The organism is Candidatus Frankia alpina (assembly GCF_902806485.1).
In the GTDB taxonomy this organism is placed as follows: domain Bacteria; phylum Actinomycetota; class Actinomycetes; order Frankiales; family Frankiaceae; genus Frankia; species Frankia alpina.
On the sequence record NZ_CADCWT010000092.1, the window covers coordinates 1 to 16,555 of the forward strand.

Here is a 16,555-nt window from a genome sequence, read left to right on the forward strand (position 1 = left end):
GTCGGTGACCGGCGCAGCTCAACGCCGGTCACCGACGGCGGATCTGCGGAACGGGCCCGGTCGGAGCGGCCACCCTCGGCGTCGGCTGGCACATCGCGGGAGAACTCCGTTTGCAACGGTGCCCCCTCGCGTTGGTGTCGGCCGGCACATTCGCCGGTAGGGATATGACACACTCCGCACCAGGTCAGGAACAGCCCGCAAGATTGTTGGGGGCAATGAAGAATCTTGGGGCATGACGGCGGGAGGGGAGCCCACCGTGGACGATGGGGAGCGGGAACGGCCAAGGCCGGCACGGGACCACTACGTGCGCCGCACAGCCGAGATCAGAGCTGCCGCCGGGATCTCGATCGAGGAGCTGTGCCGCCGAACTGGCAAGTCGCAGCCCGCGATCTCCACGGCCCTCCGTGGCTTCCAGTCCGGTCGTAACCACCTCCTTCCCACTAAGGCGACCGTCAGCCAACTCGATGAGACAATGCACGCGGGCGGCGAGCTCGTCGCGCTATGGAAGATCGCAAAGGTCGAGCAGGAAGTTCACCTGCTGGGCATGCCGATTTCCGCGCTCGGTGGACTGCTGCCCGAAGGTCGGGGGACAGTGGTGGGGACCGGGGAGGTGAGGGCTACGGATAGAAGGCTTTTCGGCGTTGGGAGTCTCAGCGCGGCGGCCGTGGCCGCCTTTGCCGGGCAGGTGGACGCGCAACTCCAGACGTACCGACCCAAGATCACAGACGTGGCGGATGCGGAAACCGCGCTCGCCGACCTCGAGCACAACCGCACCACTGCCAACCCCGCCGACTTGTTCCCACCCGCCTACGACGCATGGAGAGCGGTTGAGGAGATCCTGGGAGGGCGGGTCCACCCGGAGTACATCCCCAAGTTGACGTTGCTCGCGGGCACGCTCGCCGCCGGCCTATCCACGGTCGCGTCATTCGCGGGAGACGAAAGGTTCGGCCGGATCTTCGCCGGCATCGCCGAAGTCCACGCGAACGCCGTCGGTGAACCGGCGCTTCAGGCCCGCGTCGCCGGCATCCAGTCGTGGCAGGCACTCGACGCCGGTCTCGCGCTCACCGCCGCCGACATCGCTGCCCGGGGCCGCCAGCGAGCGCCCCGGGCGGACCGCGCCCGCCTCGCCGGCTACGAGGCCGAAGCCGCAGCTACCGCGGGGCTCTACGGACGTGCGGATGCCGCCTTGACCGAGATGCCAGCCAGCATGCACGATACCGCATCCGGCCACCCTGGAATCGAGTGGGGCGACGCCAACGAGCATCTGTTCCTCGCGCTCGCCGCAGCCCAGACACCTGGTCGCGCGTCCCAGGCGATCGCTGAGGGCGCGGCCTCCGTGGAGGCGTTCGGGTATGCCTGCCAAGGGCAGGCACTCGCGCATCTCGCGGTGGCTACCGGGCATCTCAAGGCCGTGCGGCCAGCGCCCGATGCTGCCGCAGTGTCAGCGATTGCCGCGCTCGACGTCGTCGCGGCCGCGCCGAATGCGGAGGTCCATGACCGCACGCGCCGGCTAGCGGCCGAGTTCGTGTCGTGGCGGAGTGAGCCGCTGGTGCAGGAACTCGGCCGCCGGGTCGCCGCGGTCTGACCAGGGGGACTGCAGCCGGTCTCGATAGGACCGACCTCTGCTGGTCGCCGGTTCGATAGGCGTCAATGATGGTGGTATGCCCGACACGGACATCGCCGAGTACCTCGGCTCGGCGGCCGAGGAGATCGCTTCCTGGTGGGATGAGCTGTACGCCGAGCGGAAGCGCGGCACCGGCCGCCGGTGGGCACAGCGCCAGGACATCACCTCCGCGCCCGGCCTGTCCCGGGTCGCCGCCCTCGCCCCGACGCACGACTGTGGGACTCCGTGGGCCTGGGCGGCGGACAGCACCCCGCAGCTCCCCCGGCCGTACTGCCCGCGCTGCGCGGGAAGCCACGGCCCCGGGGAGTCGCCAGCGCCGATCCGGCTCGACGTCGTCGACAGCATTCCCGTCATCACCCGGGCCGTGCTCGCCCTCGAGGACACGGTCCGCCTCGCCCTGGGCGACGGCCCGGCCGGCCGGTCCGCGGTCCGCATCGACGCCAATGGGCTGGCCTGGCCCCTGCCGGCGCTCCGGACGGCGGTCTGGCCGGACCGGCCAGGACCGCTCGTCCCGCTCGCCGCGCGCTACCTCGCCCGCCAGGCCGGCCGGATCGCCGCCCGCGCTGAGCTGGCCGACGTCGCGCTCGACGAGCTGCGTTACGCCCGTGGGCGCCTGCGCCATGCGGTGGGCACCGCGGAACGCATCCGGGCCCTGGCCGCGCCGTGCCCGATCTGCCAGACGCTGAGCCTGCGCGCCTACCACCAGCGCGAGGTCATCGCCTGTACGAACTGGGCGTGCCGCTGTCAGGCCAAGGAGTGCTGGTGTCACCGCGGCGGACATCACCTCTGGCGCTACTCGCCCGACCCGAAGCGGGACGAGTGGGCCTGGCTCGCCCGGACTCTCGACGAGGACCTCGCCGACTGGCTCGCCGATGCCGCCTGACGATGTCCACGTCACCACCGTCGAGGCGCTCGTCCTACTCGGCCGGGCTCGGCCGCCGGTTACCGCGCACCACATTAAGCAGTGGAGCAAGCGGCGGCGTGGCGGCGCGGCCCGGCTGGTGCCGGTCGGTCGGCGGGGCCGTGCGGCGCTGTGGGCCTGGTCCGATCTGCTCCAGCTCGAGCGTGACACCCGCAGCAGACGTGGGGGGCATACCGTGCAGATCGGGACGAGGTACCCTCCAACCGTGCGCGGTAGCCATGCCGCAAACGGGGCGGGGTGGGCTACCCGGCCGCGGCCGCCGGGGCCCGCTCGTACACACCCGCCTGATCCGGCGTGAGCTTCCCGGTCACGCGCACGATCACCCCGCCGGGCAGGTAGTCGTACTCGCTGCCCAGCACACCACCCGCGCCCTTGAGCGCGGCCTGGATGAACTCCTTCCGGGCCGTCGCCCCGGCGGCGTCCGGGTAGACCTCGACAGACCCGCCGCGTTCGGTCGCATCGGCGTCGAAGCCGTCCACCTCGGCGGCCGGGATCCGGCTGTCGGTGAATGCCAGCTTCGACGTGTATCCGTTCGGTCGGCCGAGCAGATGGTTCGGGTCGGTGTCCGCCGTGTAGACCCGCGTCACCGCCAGCGGTACTCCGGCCCCACGCAGTGCGGCCGCGACCTGCTCGGCGGTGTGGGCCGTGGTCGTCCCGGTGACCGTCGCGCCCACCGCCGGCGCTGCCGTGCTGGTCGCCGCGGCGTCACTGCCGCAGCCCGCCAGCGTCAGCAGGGCAACGGCGACCAGGCCAGCAGCACGCACTGTGACACGCGACCGGGCCGAGTTCGGCAGTCCGGTGACGTCTCTGATCATGCCCATGGTGATCCCCCCGTGTCGATGAGGGCGGCAACGTATCGATGCCGGCCCGGCAGGCCCGGGCCAACCGGGCGATGTTGGGGTGATGGTGCTCGTGGCTGGGCGAGGGCTGACCCACCGGCGTTACCGCGAGGCCCGGGCCCGGGTGCTCGTCGAGTCGGACACCTGCCACCTGTACGGTCACGCCGGTGCGGACACCGTTGATCACCTGGTTCCCCGGTCGCGCGGCGGGGCCGTCGATGACCAGGACAACATGGCGCCGGCGCACGGGGTCGGTGGCTGTCTGACCTGCGGCCGGCGATGCAACAGCGAGCGAGGCGCACGCTCGCTCGAGTCCGTGCGGCTGTCGACGAGCCGCGACTGGTACGCCTGACCTCGCGGCTCGTCACACGAACTCGACGGCCGCGGACTCGACCTCGACCTCGGCCGAGACGCCGGCGTCGCCGCCGGGGTTTTTCGGCTGGGGGGCCTGGCTGACCCCGCGCCCACCTTTCATTTCGCTCTCCCCACGCGGCTGGGCTGGGCAACCGATGGCGGGGTCAACCGACGGGTGAACCGCTGAGGGGGTGGGCGTGGCCGAGCCGGAGGAACGACCGACGGCGGCCGGGTTCGTCGCCCGGGCCCGGGCGGCCCGGCTGGCCGCGGGGCACTCCCAGGCGTGGGTCGCCGCGGAGATGACCGCGGCCGGCGCGACGGCCTGGCGCCAGACGACGGTCGGCAAGGTCGAGGCTGGACAGCGAGCCCTGACCCTCGACGAGGCGTACGCCCTGGGCGGGCTGCTCGGTGTGCCGGTCGCGCCCGTGGCCAGGCCGGCCGGCGATGCGCTCGCCGGCGACGGCCTGGTGACCGCCGCTGTCCGGTCGGACATCGACGCACTCGGCGACCTCGTCGGGATGGAGCCGTCGCTGGCCGCGGCCGCAGTGAAGCTCGCCGGCGAGATGAACTCCGGCGGCGGGGACGGCGGCCGACTGCTGCCGGCGCTGACCCGGGAACTGCGGGCGACGCTGGTCGCGCTCGCCGGCGGCCGGGACCAGGGCGACGAGGACGACGATGACGACCTCGCCTCCCCGGACTGACGGGGAGGTCTGGCAGACACCGCCCGCCCTCGCCGCGCAGTCGCGCGAGCTGTACGGGCTGGCCTGCCCGCCGATGTGGGGGCCGCCGCGGCGGCTGCACTTCCCGACGCTCGGCGGCAAGGTGGCCCGGGTGATGGAGCGGATGGGCTATCCGCCCATGCCGTGGCAGCGGTACACCCTCGGCGTCGGGCTCGAGATCGACCCGGCCACCGGCCTGTTCGCGTACCGCAACGTCGGGCTCAGCGTGATGCGGCAGCAGGGCAAGACCCAGGAGCTGCTCGGGCTGAAGGTGCACCGGGCGAAGGCCTGGCCGCGGCAGCGGATCGTCTACGCGGCGCAGACCCGCGGCATGGCCCGGGAACGGCTGCAGGACGAGTGGATCCCCACGCTGCAGGCCTCACGGCTGCGGTCGGAGTTCCGGCCGCGGCTGGCGAACGGCAACGAGGCGCTGATCTGGACCCGAACCCGGTCGAAGATCGGCATCACGGCGAACACCGAGGAAGCCGGGCACGGCCCGCCTCTGGACCTCGGCGTGATCGACGAGGGGTTCGCGCACACCGACGCCCGGCTCGAGCAGGCGATGAGCCCGGCCATGCTGACCCGACCCATGGCACAGCTGTGGTGGGCGTCCGCCGGCGGCACCGAGAAAAGCGTGTGGCTCAACGGCAAGCGGGAAGCCGGCCGGCAGCTCATCGAGGAGCTGTGGCGGTCCGGCCTCGACCCCGGTGCGTGGCCGAGAACGTGCTACTTCGAGTGGTTCGCCCCGGAGCACCTACGGCGCGACGATCCGGCGACCTGGTGGGCGTGCATGCCCGCGCTCGGCCACACGATCACCGAGGACACCATCCGCGCCGAGCTGGAGAAGTTCGCGTCCCAGCCCGAAGAGTTCGACCGGGCGTACCTCAACCGGACGAAGAAGGCGAAGCCGTCGCCGGACCTGAACGTGCCCACCGCCGAGTGGGCCGCCCTGGCCGACCCGACAGCAGACGCGTCCGGCCCACTCGCCCTGGCGGTCGACATCTCACCGCGGCGGGACTGGGCGTCGATCGGCGCCGCGGTGCTGCGCCCGGACGGCCGCGTCCATCTCGAGCTCGTCGACCGCCGCGCCGGCACGGACTGGATCGTGCCGGCGCTGGTCCGGCTCCGTGAACGCCGCGACCCGGTCGCGATCGCGCTGGACCTGCGGGCCGCAGCCGGCTCGCTGCTGCAGGCCCTCGAGGACGCCGGGCTACGCCCACCGGCCGACGCTGACCAGCCGCAGCGCGGGGACCTGGCCATCCCGCGCACCTCGGACGTGGTCGCGGCGTGCGGGCAGATCGCAGATGCGATCCGCGCCGGCGACGTCGTGCACATCGACCAGGCCCCGCTCACCGCCGCGGTGAACGGCACACGCACCCGGCCGCTCGGCGACGCCTGGGCGTGGCACCGCCGATCGGCGCAGGTCGACATCACCCCGCTGGTCACGGTGACCCTGGCCCGCTGGGCGCTGCTCACCTGGATGTCGGCGCTAACCGCGCCGGCGTACGACCCGCTCGCGAACATCTACTGACGGGAGGCGGATCGATGACCAGCCGTCGACGGCGACTGCTCGGCGCCCTGGCCACCGTCGTCGGCACGGTGCTGCGGATCGGTCCGGGAATCGCCGGCCCGGCGCTCGTCGCCGCCGGCATCGGGATGATCTACCTACCGGCCGGGCTGATCGCCGCCGGCGGGGTCCTGTGGCTGATCGACTGGCGGACCCCGTGAGCGTGTGGCGGACGCGGCCACGGAGGCCCGCAGCGGTCGAGCGCAGTGTCTTCCCGACGATGGGTCTGTCCGAGCTGGCCCGGCAGATGTTCCCCGGCTACGACGAGGTCGACCTGTCCTCCGCGGAAGCGCCACTGCAGGTCGTTGCCGTGCACGCGGCAACCGCCCTCATCGCCGGGATCGCGTCGGAACTGCCGGCGCACGTCTACCGCGGCCGCATGCAGGAGCGGCAGCAGCTGCCAACGCCGTTCTGGTTGGAGGATCCCGACGGGTCGGGGCACGGCCTCGAGGACTGGTCATATCGGGTCGTCATGTCCTGGCTGCTGCGCGGGAACGTGTACGGCGACGTGCTGCAGCGCAGCACGGCCGGCTACCTGCAGCAGGTCGCCGTGTTCCATCCGGACACAGTGTCAGGCCGGCTAACCAGCTGCGGTGCGCCGGCGTGGAGCACCTCCGGCCGCGAGGTGTCCGACCCGGCCCAGTTCCTGCATCGGCGGGTGAACCCGATCCCGGGCAGTCTGCAGGGCCTCAGCCCGATCGCCTACCTCCAGACCACGATCGGGCTGCAGGCGACGGCGAACCGGTTCGGGTTGCAGTGGTTCCGCGACGGCGCCCACCCGAACGCGCTGCTGACGAACACGGAGACCGCGCTCGACACAGACCAGGCACGCGCCGCGAAAGATCGGTTCCTGGCGGCCCTGAGGGGCACACGCGAACCGGTCGTCCTCGGTAAGGGCTGGCAATACCAGGCGCTGCAGATCGCCCCGGAGGAAAGCCAGTTCCTCCAGACCCAGAACTGGAGCAGCGCCGAGTGCGCGAGGATCTTCGGCCCGGGAATCGCCGAGGTCCTCGGCTACGAAAGCGGCGGCTCGCTGACCTACGCGAACGTTCAGGACCGCGGGGTTCATCTGCTCACCTACTCGGTGGGCAAGTGGCTGCGGCGCCTTGAGCGGCTGCTCTCCGAGTTCCTGCCCCGCCCGCAGTACGTCCGCCTCGACCGTGACGCGCTGCTCGAGACGTCGACTCTGCAGCGCTACCAGGCGTATCAGGCCGCGCTGAGCAACGGCTGGCGAACGATCAACGAGGTGCGCGGCGACGAGGACATGCCGCCCGTGCCCTGGGGTGACAAGCCGCTCGCCCTGTCCACGCCGGCCGCGCCGGCACCCACCACCACTCCGCCGTCCGATGGCTGAGGAGTAGACGATGCCGGCTGCTATCCGTGGGCTGCACCTGATCCGGGGTGGCGCCGGTCCGGCCGCGGCGCCGCAGCTCGCCGCCCGGGCCGCCGCCGACGAGGGGACCGACGGCGCCGCGGCCGCCGAGACCGCGATGCCGACGATGACCGTCGAGTTCTCCCGCTTCGACTCCTGGTACGAGATCGACTCCTGGTTCAAGGGGCGCTACCTCGAACGCACCGTGCCGGGCGCCTTCCGCAAGACCATCGGGGAACGCGGCGACCAGGTGAAGATCATGTTCAACCACAGTCGTGACTTCCAGATCGGTCAGAAGCTGCTCGGCGTCGCCGAGGTACTCGAGGAACGGGAGACCTCGCCCTACGCCGAGGTGCCCCTGTTCGACACCTCGTACAACCGGGATCTGGTCCCCGGTCTGGAGGCCGGCGCCTACGACTCGTCGTTCATGTTCGAGGTGCTCGGCGAGCACTGGGTGTACGAGCCCGAGACGAGCGACTACAACCCCGAAGGCCTGCCGGAACGCAGCGTCCTCGAGGTCCGGCTGTACGAGTTCGGCCCCGTCACCTGGCCCGCGAACCCCGACGCCACCTCCGGCCTGCGGTCGGGCGTCGACTGGGTGATGGGCGAGCTCGCCGAGACCGAGCGGACCCGCCACGAGCAGCTCTCGCGAAGCTTCGCAGCGTTCCAGGCGCTGCACGGCCTCCGCACCTCGGCCCCGGCCGAGGCCGCGACGCCGACCACCACCCCGGACCCGCAGATGCCGGCACCCGCACGGGCGGGCCGCCACGTCGACGGGAAGTCCCTGGCCGCGGCACGAGGCCGCCGCCTGACTCTCATGACGAGGTAGCCATGACCGAGGATGAACTCCGCGCGCGGATTCAGCAGATCCGCGCCGAGATGCAGCAGCTGAACGACGAGATCGGGGAGAACGCCCCGACCGAGGCACAGCAGACCCGGTGGGACGCGCTTGACCAGGAGCACGACCAGCGCGAAACCGCGCTGACGCCCCTGGTGCAGGCACGCGAGGCAGAGACGCGGCAGCGGACCGAGCGGGCCCAACGGCTCGCCGACTCGCAGGCACGGTGGGGCTCGGTGCAGATCACCCCCTCGGCGCCGGACCCGTTCGACGGCGCGGACCTGCGCGGGCTGATGTCGCTGGCCCGCACGGAGGTACGGGACCGGGCCCTGCACGTCGCCGACGACCGGGAGCACGTCCGGCACCTGGCCGACGACCAGCGCGACCAGATCGACCGGCTGCTGCGCGGGCGCACGGCGAACTTCGACAACGCCCACCTGTCGAGGCTGATGCTCCTGACCCAGTCGGAGCACTACCGCACCGGCTGGCAGAAGATCGTCACCCAGCCGACGCCGATGCTGACGCCGGAGGAGTCCCGGGCGTTGCACGCGGCGGCGGAGTACCGGGCGATGTCCGGGTCGGTGGACACCGCCGGCGGGTTCGCCGTGCCGGTGCTGATCGACCCGACGGTGATCCTCACCTCGCAGGGCAGCCTGAACCCGTTCCGGCGGATCTCCCACGTCGAGCAGATCACCACCGACGAGTGGCGCGGCGTGTCGTCCGCCGGCGTCTCCTGGTCGTACGACGTCGAGGCGACCGCGGTGTCGGACGACAGCCCGGCGGTCGCCCAGCCGACCGTCGCGATCCACGAGGCCCGCGGCTGGGTCGAGTTCACGATCCGCCTCGGCCAGGACTGGCCTGGCTTCGCGAACGAGATGTCGACGCTGCTCAACGAGGGCTACGACGAGCTGCAGGCCGCCAGTTTCGCCACCGGCACCGGATCGAACCAGCCGTGGGGCATCATCACCGCCCTCGACGCGAACACGAACGTCGAGGTGGTCGTGACGACGGACGGCGCGTTCGGCGGTGTCGACATCAACAAGATCTGGGGTGTCCTGCCGGATCGGTTCAAGCAGAACTCGAGCTGGGTCCTCAACCACGATGTCGGCAACGAGATCGCGACCTTCGGCAACGGCAACAACCTGTCGTTCGTCACGGTCGATCTGACCGGCGTCGTCGAGACCATCCGGTCGCGGCCGATCGAGTTCTCCTCGTACTTCCCGGACTTCACCGGCACGACCGGCGCCAGCAACATCCTCGTCGTGGGCGATTTCCGCAACTATCTGATCGCCGACCGGATCGGGATGACCGTCGAGCTCGTCCCGCACGTCCCGGACCCGTCGACGGGCCGACCGACCGGCAAGCGCGGCTGGTACGCCTACGCCCGCCACGGCGCCGACTCGATCAACGACAACGCCTTCCGGCTGCTGCAGAACCAGTAGCCGCCGGACCTGAGTTCCCTCGCCGGTCGCCTCCGGGTGGTCGGCCGGCGAGGGATCACCACCCGGCACCACCCGGAACGGAGGACCCGCATGGACGGCGTCGCGTACGCCAAGAGCAACACCGTGCTGGCGCACGGCGGGGAGCGGATCTCTATCCGCGCCGGCGAGCCGTGGGACGCCGGCGACCCGCTCGTCGCCGCCTACCCGGACATGTTCGCGCCGACGCTCGAGGCGGTGCGCAGCACCACCGACCCGAGCGGGCTACGGCGGGTGGCCGCCGGTCCGCCGCAGGTGGAGGCCGCGACCCGCGCGCCCGGCGAGCGGCGCGCCGTCCGGGCCCGCCCGCGGACGTCGCAGTGACCGCCGGCGACGGCGCGGCCTGCCTGGCCTACGTCCACGGATCCGAGGTCGCGCACTCCTGGCACATGTCCATGATCGAACTGTGGATGCACGATCTGGCCCGCCACCAGCGGGTCATGCGCGGCGGGCTGCTCGCGATGCGGTACGGCACCGGCGGCATCGTCGGCGCCCGGAACGAGGTCGTCTCGAGGTTCCTCGGTCGGGCCGCCGAGTGGCTGTTCTGGATCGACACGGACATGGGGTGCCAGCCGGACACGCTCGACCGGCTGATCGCGGCCGCCGACCCGGACAGCCGGCCGATCGTCGGCGGCCTGTGCTTCGCTCAGGTCGAACACACGGTCGACGGGATGGGCGGCTACCTGACGACGCCGGTCCCCACCCTCTACCGGGAGCAGGAAGCCGCCGGCCGCGCCGGCATCGCCCCCTGGCTGGAACTACCCGCGCGACCAGCTCGTCGAGGTCGTCGCGACCGGCTCGGCGTGCATCGTCATTCACCGCACCGTCCTGGAGAAGCTCGCCGCCGAGCACGGACCCACCTGGTACACCCCGATCGGCGACCCGCAGACCGGCAAGCGGCTGTCCGAGGACCTGTCCTTCTGTATCCGCGCCCGGGCGGCCGGCTGGCCGACGCACGTCGACACCCGGGTGAAGACGACGCACCTGAAGCACCTGTGGCTGGGCGAGCACAACGCCGCCGTGGCGGTGCCAGCGTGACCGGCGACGGCCTGGTTCAGGTCGCCTACCTCCACCGGCACGAGCTGTCGAACTCGTTCCACGAGTCGCTCCTACGGCTGGTCACCTACGACCAGGTGCACGCCCAGCGGGTCGTGGCCAGCCGCCGGCCGATCGCCCTGGCCTGCCCGTCCGGTGCCCTGCCCGACACCCGCAACACCGCCGTGGGCCAGTGGCTGGACGAGACCCCGCACGAGTGGCTGTTCTGGATCGACACGGACATGGGCTTCGGCCCCGACACGGTCGACCGGCTGGTCACCGCGGCCGACCCCACGCTCCGACCGGTCGTGGGTGCGCTGTGCTTCGCGGTCCGCGAGCTCGGCGGCGACGGGATGGGCGGCCGGCGGCTGATGCTCTCCCCCACGCTGTACGTGTCCGGGCCGGACCCGGACACGTACAGCGGGCGTTCGTCACCCGATGGCGGTACCCCGCCGACGCGCTCGTGCCGGTCGCCGGCACCGGCGCGGCCTGCCTCCTCGTACACCGCAGCGCGGCCGAAGCCGTGCGCGCCCGGTTCGGTGACCGCTGGTTCGACCGCGTCCGCTACAACGACGGCCGGCTGATCAGCGAAGGCCTGTCCTTCTGTGCCCGGCTGGCGCAGGTGGACGTACCGATCCACGTCCACACCGGCGTGACCACCACCCACCACAAAATGGTCTGGTCCGGCCCCCAGGACTACAGCCCGCCGGCCGACGCCCCGCCCCTCGAGTCCTACGACCAGATCGAGCCCGACCCGGCCGAGTCGGAGAGTTTCGTGGACCGTCACTTCGACGAGGCGCTTCTCAGCACCGCCGAGGGTCTCGGGCGGAGACTTCGCCGCGGAGAGCAGCAGCTCGATGCCTGAGCTGGTCGTGATCGTCCCGTCGCGCGGCCGCCCGGACGCGATCGTCGAGCTGGCCGCAGCCTTCCGTGAGACGTGCACGGCGGACACCTGGCTCGCAGTCGCAATCGACGAGTCCGACCCGAAAGCGAACGTCTACCAGCTCGGCGTGATGCTGCTGCGAGAGGTGTTCGATCCGGTCGCCATTCGACCGGCCGCCTCGACCTCGATGGTCGAGGCGTTGAACCTCGCGGCAGCCTCAGTGCTTGCCGAGCCGAAGCCGCCCGCCGCCATCGGCTTCATGGGCGACGACCACCGGCCCAGGACTCGCGGCTGGGATCGCGCCTACCTCGACGCGCTCGCCTCGCTTCCCGGGATCGTCTACGGCAACGATCTGCTGCAGCGCGCGAATCTGCCCACCCAGTGCGCGATGTCGACGTCGGTCGTCCGCGCGCTGGGCCACATGGCCCCGCCGGTACTCACCCACTTGTATGTCGACAACTATTGGAAGGCCCTCGGCCAGGCCGCGGGCTGCCTCACCTACCTGCCGCACGTCGTCGTTGAGCACGTCCACCCGATCACCGGGCAGGTGCCGTGGGACGAGGGCCACACGCGCGTCAACGCGCCGGCGCTGTACGAAGCGGACCGCAACACGTTCGAGGCGTACTGGGCGGCGCACGGCGCGCGGGACCGTGATGCGGTGCTCGCCGCGATGGGGCTGACCGGGTGATGCCGATCCTCTATGAGCCCCACCAGTGCATGCCGCCGGCCGGCAGCCACGCGCCCGGGACGCTGTTCGAGTGTCCCGACTGCGTCGCCCTGTGGCGTCTTGCCGGCCCGGGTCACGTCTGGCTCCGCCTCGGCCCGGTCGGCCGTCTGCTCGCGCGACGTCGACTCCGGATCGCAAGGAGGACACAGTGAGGGCACTCGTGACCGGCTCGTCCGGATTCGTCGGCCGGCACATGACCACCAAGCTTCGGGCGCGCGGGTATGTGGTCAATGAGATCGACATTGCCGAGGCCGAGTGCCCGATGGACTGCCGCTCGTTTGTCTTCGGCCAGAACAGCCCTATCTACGACCTGGTTGTGCACGCAGCCGCCCGGGCGCCACACCGCGCCGCGATCGACGGCCAGCCCGCGGCCAGCATCTACAACCGGATGCTCGACGCAGAGATGTTCGAGTGGGCGGTGCGGACGGGGCAGCGGCGAGTGCTCTACCTGTCTAGTTCGGCGGCCTACCCCGCCGCGCCGCCCGGCGGCGACCGGCCCTACGCCGAACGGTTGATCTCCCACCGTGGGATCACGGATGCGCCGTTCGATCAGTACGGCTGGGGCAAAGTCGCCGGCGAGCAGATGGCGGCCGCGGCCGCGGCCGGCGGCGTGGCCGTCCACATCGTCAGGCCGTTCTCCGGCTATGGCGAGGATCAGGGCCTCGACTTCCCGTTCGGCGCGTTCGTCGCGCGGGCCCGCCAGCGCGAGGACCCGTTTCGGATCTGGGGCGCCGGTGGCCAGATGCGCGACTGGATCCACATCGACGATGTGGTCGCCGGCGCCCTGGCCGTCGTCGACGCCGACGAGCGGCGGCCGGTGAACCTTTGCACGGGCGTCGCCACCTCCATGGCCACCCTCGCAACGCTGGTGTGCACAGCGGCCGGCTACTGGCCGGACTTCGAGTTCGATCTGCGGGCGCCGGCGGGGGTCGCCTACCGGGTGGAAGACCCATCCCTGATGCGGACGATCTACACCCCGCGGGTGCCCCTCGCCGAGGGAATTGCCCGGGCCCTGGCCCAGGAAGCCGCGGTCTGAGATGGCATCCGACTACGTCGACCTCGCAGCGTTGAAGGACGCCCTGCACATCACCGACACCGCCCGAGACGACCTGCTCTCCGCAGCGATCGCCGCGGCGTCGCGCAGCATCGACCGTATGGCGGGCCGCCGCTTCTGGCTCGGCGACGACCCGGCCACCCGGACGATCAATCCGCGTGGACGGGTCCGGGCGGACGGCGACGGTGAGCATCTGCTCGTCGCGGACATCGGGTCGGCCGCCGGGCTGGTCGTGGAGGTCGGCAGCGCCGCGGCCGGGTGGATAGACGTCACCGTCGACGTGGAACTCGAGCCGGCGGACGCGCTCGACGAGGGTCGGCCGGTCACCGCGCTGCTGCGGGTCGGCTGGACGCTGGGTCAGCGGGTGCGGGTGACCGCCCGGTGGGGATGGCCTGCGGTGCCCGACGAGGTGGCCCAGGCCGCGCAGATCCAGGCGGCCCGGCTGTTCAAACGCAAGGACTCTCCGGAGGGCGTGGCGGGTAGCGCGGAGTGGGGGGCGATCCGGCTGGGCCGGGTCGACCCGGACGTCGCGACGTTGCTGGCCCCGTACGTCCTGCCCGGGTTCGCCTGATGGATATCTCGTCGGTTCGGCGGGCGCTGGCGGACGCCGCGACGGCGGTCGTCCTGCCAGCGGGCGCGCTGACCTGCACCGGCTACGTGCCCGACTCGGTCAGCGAGCCGGCGTTCTTCGTCGCCGAGTACGAGATCGACTACGACCGGGCGCACAACAGGGCGCTCGACGAGGTCGAGTTCACCTGCCGCGTGCTCGTCGGCCGCGGCGACGACCGGGCCGCCCAGGAGCTGCTCGACGCGATGCTGTCCGGCGCCGGCCCCGCGTCCCTGAAATCGGCGATCGAAGCGGCCCGCGGCGCACCGGGCACGCCGGCGCTGGGCGGCCTGGCCCACGACCTGCATGTCCGGCGGATGCAGGCCTACCGCTGGTACGAGCACGCCGGCACCCAGTACGTCGGCGCTGAGCTGCTGGTCCGGGTCATCGGAGACGGGAGGTACTGACGTGGGCACACCACTGGTGCTGACGAACGTTCGGCTGTTCACCGGCGGGGCGGACCTCACCGGGTCCTCGAACAAGGTCGAGATCACCGCCGACTACGAGGACAAGGAGCGCACCACCTACGGCGACGCCGGGTGGAAGACCCGGCTCGCTGGCCTGGCCGACCCCACGGTGACCGCCGAGGGATTCTGGGAGGCCGGCGACGCGGGCATGGTCGATGACGCGTCCTGGGCCGGCCTGGGTCCGTGGACGGTCAGCCCGGACGGAGCGACCGTCGGCGGCCTCGCCTACCTCACCTGGGCGCTACGCGGCTCCTACACCCTCGGCGGCGAGGTTGGTGACGTGGCGCCGTGGTCGGCCGACGCGAAGGGATCGTGGCCGCTGGCCCGCGGGGTGATCGCCCATCCGCCGGGGACGGCCCGGACCAGCACCGGGGACGGCACCGCGGTGCAGCTCGGCGCGGTGCCGGCCGGTCAGCGGCTCTATGCGGCGCTGCACGTCCTGTCGGCCGCCGGCACCACACCGAGCCTGACCGTCACCGTCCAATCGGACGACGCGTCCGGGATGGCGTCCCCCACGACCCAGCTCACCTTCGCTGCGGCGACCGGCCGCGGAGGGCAGATCCTGCGCACCACCGGCAGCGCGATCACCGACACCTACTACCGGGCGAGCTGGACCATCTCCGGCACCAGCCCGTCGTTTCTGTTCCTCGTCTCCTTCGGAATCAAGCAGGGAGCCCACGGTGGCGTTCATGGTCCTCACGGCCGAACAGATCGTCATCGGGACGAACAACTTGTCCCAGTACGTGAAGAAAGCGGAGCTCGGCATCGAGGTCGAGGACAAGGAGGTGACGAACTACGCGAGCGCCGGCTGGAAAGAGCGGATCGGCGGGCTCAAGGACGGCAGCCTGGACATCGACTTCATCCAGGACTTCAGCGCCGCCGGCCTTGACGCAATCATGTGGGCCAAGCTGGGGACCGTCACCACGTTCGCTGTGCGCGCGACGGACGCCGCGACGTCGACGTCGACGTCGAACCCCGGCTACACCGGCAACCTGCTCGTCAAGGAGTGGTCGCCGCTCCAGGGGAGCGTCGGTGATGAGGCGACGGTCGGCGTGTCCTACCCGACGAGCGGCGCCGTGACCCGCACGACCAGCTGAACGGTGGCACTTCCACCCGGCCCGGGCGGGGGGCGCGGGAGCAACAACCGGCCCGACATCGGGCTAAGAGTCCAGATCGATGGCCTCGACGCGCTCGTCGCCGCGTTCAAGCGGGAGGAAGACTGCAAGCAGCTCCGCAAGGAGCTGGCGAAGAACATGCGCGAGGCGCTGACGCCGGCGGCCGCGGAGGCGCGCAGCGGGATCATGGCCATGTCGTCGACCATGAGCACCTCGCCGGCCCTGCGCCCGGCCATCGCGAAGAAGATCCGCCCGGAGGTCAAGCTCGGCGGCCGGTGGAGCGGCGCCCGGGTCAAGGCGAAGAAGACACCCGGGCTACGCGAGTTCGCGAACGCCCCGAAGCGCACTCAACGGTCCGCGGGCTGGCGGCACCGTGTCTTCGGCCGCGACGTATGGGTAGTCCAACACGGCAAGATCAAATGGTTCGACGAGGCCCTCAGCGGCCGGGCCGCGCACTACCGAGAAGCCGTGATGGAGGCCATGGAGGACATGGCCCGCCGGCTCGCGTCCCGATCCGGTGGGAGCGGAGAGTAGGAGACGGATGTACCTGACATACCAGCCGGAAGGCTCCGACGAGCCGCAGCGGTGGCCGTACGACCCGCGTAAGACGTTCCGCGCGGTCGAACGGGAGATGATCGAACGCCGGTCGTCCATGACCTACGCCGAGTGGTCGAAGGCCGTCCTCAACGGATCAAGTCTGGCCCGGCGGGTTCTGCTGTTTATGCTCCTCAAACGCGAGCATCCGACGACCCGGTACGAGGACGTCGACTTCGCGTGGGACGAGGTCCGGCTGGAGTACAGCCGCCAGGAGATAACCGAGATGCGGGGCCAGCTCGGCGAGCGGTTCCAGGGCCAGGACCTCCTCGACGCCCAGGCCGCGCTCGACGAGGAGATCGCGACGGCGATCGATGACGAGGAGTGGACGGGAAAAGTCCAGCCGCCGATCGTCGCCTG

The 16,555-nt window shown here is 71.4% G+C and carries 21 protein-coding genes; 20 read left to right on the plus strand and 1 reads right to left on the minus strand.

What is annotated here, in order from left to right:
- The first annotated feature begins 256 nt into the window (after window positions 1–256).
- Window positions 257–1,585: a hypothetical protein gene (locus tag G6R25_RS11975; RefSeq protein WP_205447069.1), complete on the plus strand. Its 1,329-nt coding sequence runs from the start codon at window positions 257–259 to the stop codon at window positions 1,583–1,585.
- A 76-nt stretch (window positions 1,586–1,661) separates the two neighbouring features.
- A complete protein-coding gene (locus G6R25_RS11980; protein WP_163553031.1) occupies window positions 1,662–2,507 on the plus strand; it encodes a hypothetical protein in 846 nt (281 codons plus the stop codon).
- A gap of 281 nt (window positions 2,508–2,788) precedes the next feature.
- Here the strand turns inward: G6R25_RS11980 and G6R25_RS11985 are convergent, their stop codons facing one another.
- Entirely contained in the window at window positions 2,789–3,367 is a 579-nt protein-coding gene (locus G6R25_RS11985; protein ID WP_163553032.1) for a hypothetical protein, read from the minus strand.
- An 82-nt stretch (window positions 3,368–3,449) separates the two neighbouring features.
- Between G6R25_RS11985 and G6R25_RS11990 the strand changes: the two genes are divergently transcribed.
- The 18 genes from G6R25_RS11990 to G6R25_RS12075 all read left to right on the plus strand — a co-directional run.
- The gene (locus tag G6R25_RS11990) at window positions 3,450–3,737 is read left to right on the plus strand and encodes an HNH endonuclease (protein WP_205447070.1); all 288 of its coding nucleotides are present in this window, start codon (window positions 3,450–3,452) and stop codon (window positions 3,735–3,737) included.
- Window positions 3,738–3,936: 199 nt separating this feature from the next.
- On the plus strand, window positions 3,937–4,440 hold the full coding sequence (locus G6R25_RS25165) for a hypothetical protein (protein ID WP_205447071.1): 504 nt from the start codon (window positions 3,937–3,939) through the stop codon (window positions 4,438–4,440).
- On the plus strand, window positions 4,415–5,989 hold the full coding sequence (locus G6R25_RS12000) for a hypothetical protein (protein WP_205447072.1): 1,575 nt from the start codon (window positions 4,415–4,417) through the stop codon (window positions 5,987–5,989). Before G6R25_RS25165 ends, G6R25_RS12000 begins: the two co-directional genes overlap by 26 nt.
- A gap of 14 nt (window positions 5,990–6,003) precedes the next feature.
- Window positions 6,004–6,186 carry a hypothetical protein gene (locus G6R25_RS12005; protein ID WP_163553033.1) on the plus strand — a complete coding sequence of 61 codons (183 nt, stop codon included), beginning with the start codon at window positions 6,004–6,006 and terminating at the stop codon, window positions 6,184–6,186.
- A 59-nt stretch (window positions 6,187–6,245) separates the two neighbouring features.
- Window positions 6,246–7,379: a phage portal protein gene (locus G6R25_RS12010; protein ID WP_163553034.1), complete on the plus strand. Its 1,134-nt coding sequence runs from the start codon at window positions 6,246–6,248 to the stop codon at window positions 7,377–7,379.
- Window positions 7,380–7,389: 10 nt separating this feature from the next.
- Window positions 7,390–8,226: an HK97 family phage prohead protease gene (locus G6R25_RS12015; protein WP_163553035.1), complete on the plus strand. Its 837-nt coding sequence runs from the start codon at window positions 7,390–7,392 to the stop codon at window positions 8,224–8,226.
- 2 nt (window positions 8,227–8,228) lie between these two features.
- Window positions 8,229–9,677 (plus strand): phage major capsid protein, encoded by a 1,449-nt coding sequence (locus tag G6R25_RS12020; protein ID WP_163553036.1) that lies wholly within the window; start codon window positions 8,229–8,231, stop codon window positions 9,675–9,677.
- Window positions 9,678–9,767: 90 nt separating this feature from the next.
- Window positions 9,768–10,037, plus strand: coding sequence for a hypothetical protein (locus G6R25_RS12025; protein WP_136446857.1), 270 nt, complete (start codon window positions 9,768–9,770; stop codon window positions 10,035–10,037).
- Window positions 10,034–11,332: a hypothetical protein gene (locus tag G6R25_RS12030; protein ID WP_163553037.1), complete on the plus strand. Its 1,299-nt coding sequence runs from the start codon at window positions 10,034–10,036 to the stop codon at window positions 11,330–11,332. Before G6R25_RS12025 ends, G6R25_RS12030 begins: the two co-directional genes overlap by 4 nt.
- On the plus strand, window positions 11,272–11,613 hold the full coding sequence (locus tag G6R25_RS12035) for a hypothetical protein (protein WP_163553038.1): 342 nt from the start codon (window positions 11,272–11,274) through the stop codon (window positions 11,611–11,613). The genes G6R25_RS12030 and G6R25_RS12035 overlap by 61 nt, the downstream gene beginning before the upstream one ends.
- The gene (locus G6R25_RS12040) at window positions 11,606–12,319 is read left to right on the plus strand and encodes a hypothetical protein (protein WP_163553039.1); all 714 of its coding nucleotides are present in this window, start codon (window positions 11,606–11,608) and stop codon (window positions 12,317–12,319) included. The genes G6R25_RS12035 and G6R25_RS12040 overlap by 8 nt, the downstream gene beginning before the upstream one ends.
- A gap of 187 nt (window positions 12,320–12,506) precedes the next feature.
- The gene (locus tag G6R25_RS12045) at window positions 12,507–13,394 is read left to right on the plus strand and encodes an NAD-dependent epimerase/dehydratase family protein (protein WP_163553040.1); all 888 of its coding nucleotides are present in this window, start codon (window positions 12,507–12,509) and stop codon (window positions 13,392–13,394) included.
- Window position 13,395: 1 nt separating this feature from the next.
- Window positions 13,396–13,983, plus strand: a complete 588-nt coding sequence (locus G6R25_RS12050) for a phage gp6-like head-tail connector protein (protein WP_163553041.1) — start codon at window positions 13,396–13,398, stop codon at window positions 13,981–13,983.
- Window positions 13,983–14,426, plus strand: coding sequence for a hypothetical protein (locus tag G6R25_RS12055; protein ID WP_163553042.1), 444 nt, complete (start codon window positions 13,983–13,985; stop codon window positions 14,424–14,426). Before G6R25_RS12050 ends, G6R25_RS12055 begins: the two co-directional genes overlap by 1 nt.
- A 1-nt stretch (window position 14,427) precedes the next feature.
- Complete coding sequence (locus G6R25_RS12060; protein ID WP_205447073.1) at window positions 14,428–15,375, plus strand: hypothetical protein; 948 nt, start codon at window positions 14,428–14,430, stop codon at window positions 15,373–15,375.
- A 7-nt stretch (window positions 15,376–15,382) separates the two neighbouring features.
- Entirely contained in the window at window positions 15,383–15,583 is a 201-nt protein-coding gene (locus G6R25_RS30405) for a hypothetical protein (protein ID WP_205447074.1), read from the plus strand.
- A gap of 3 nt (window positions 15,584–15,586) precedes the next feature.
- Window positions 15,587–16,135 (plus strand): hypothetical protein, encoded by a 549-nt coding sequence (locus G6R25_RS12070; RefSeq protein WP_205447075.1) that lies wholly within the window; start codon window positions 15,587–15,589, stop codon window positions 16,133–16,135.
- 7 nt (window positions 16,136–16,142) lie between these two features.
- The coding region (locus G6R25_RS12075; protein ID WP_163553044.1) for a hypothetical protein at window positions 16,143–16,555 on the plus strand (413 nt) is incomplete at its 3' end.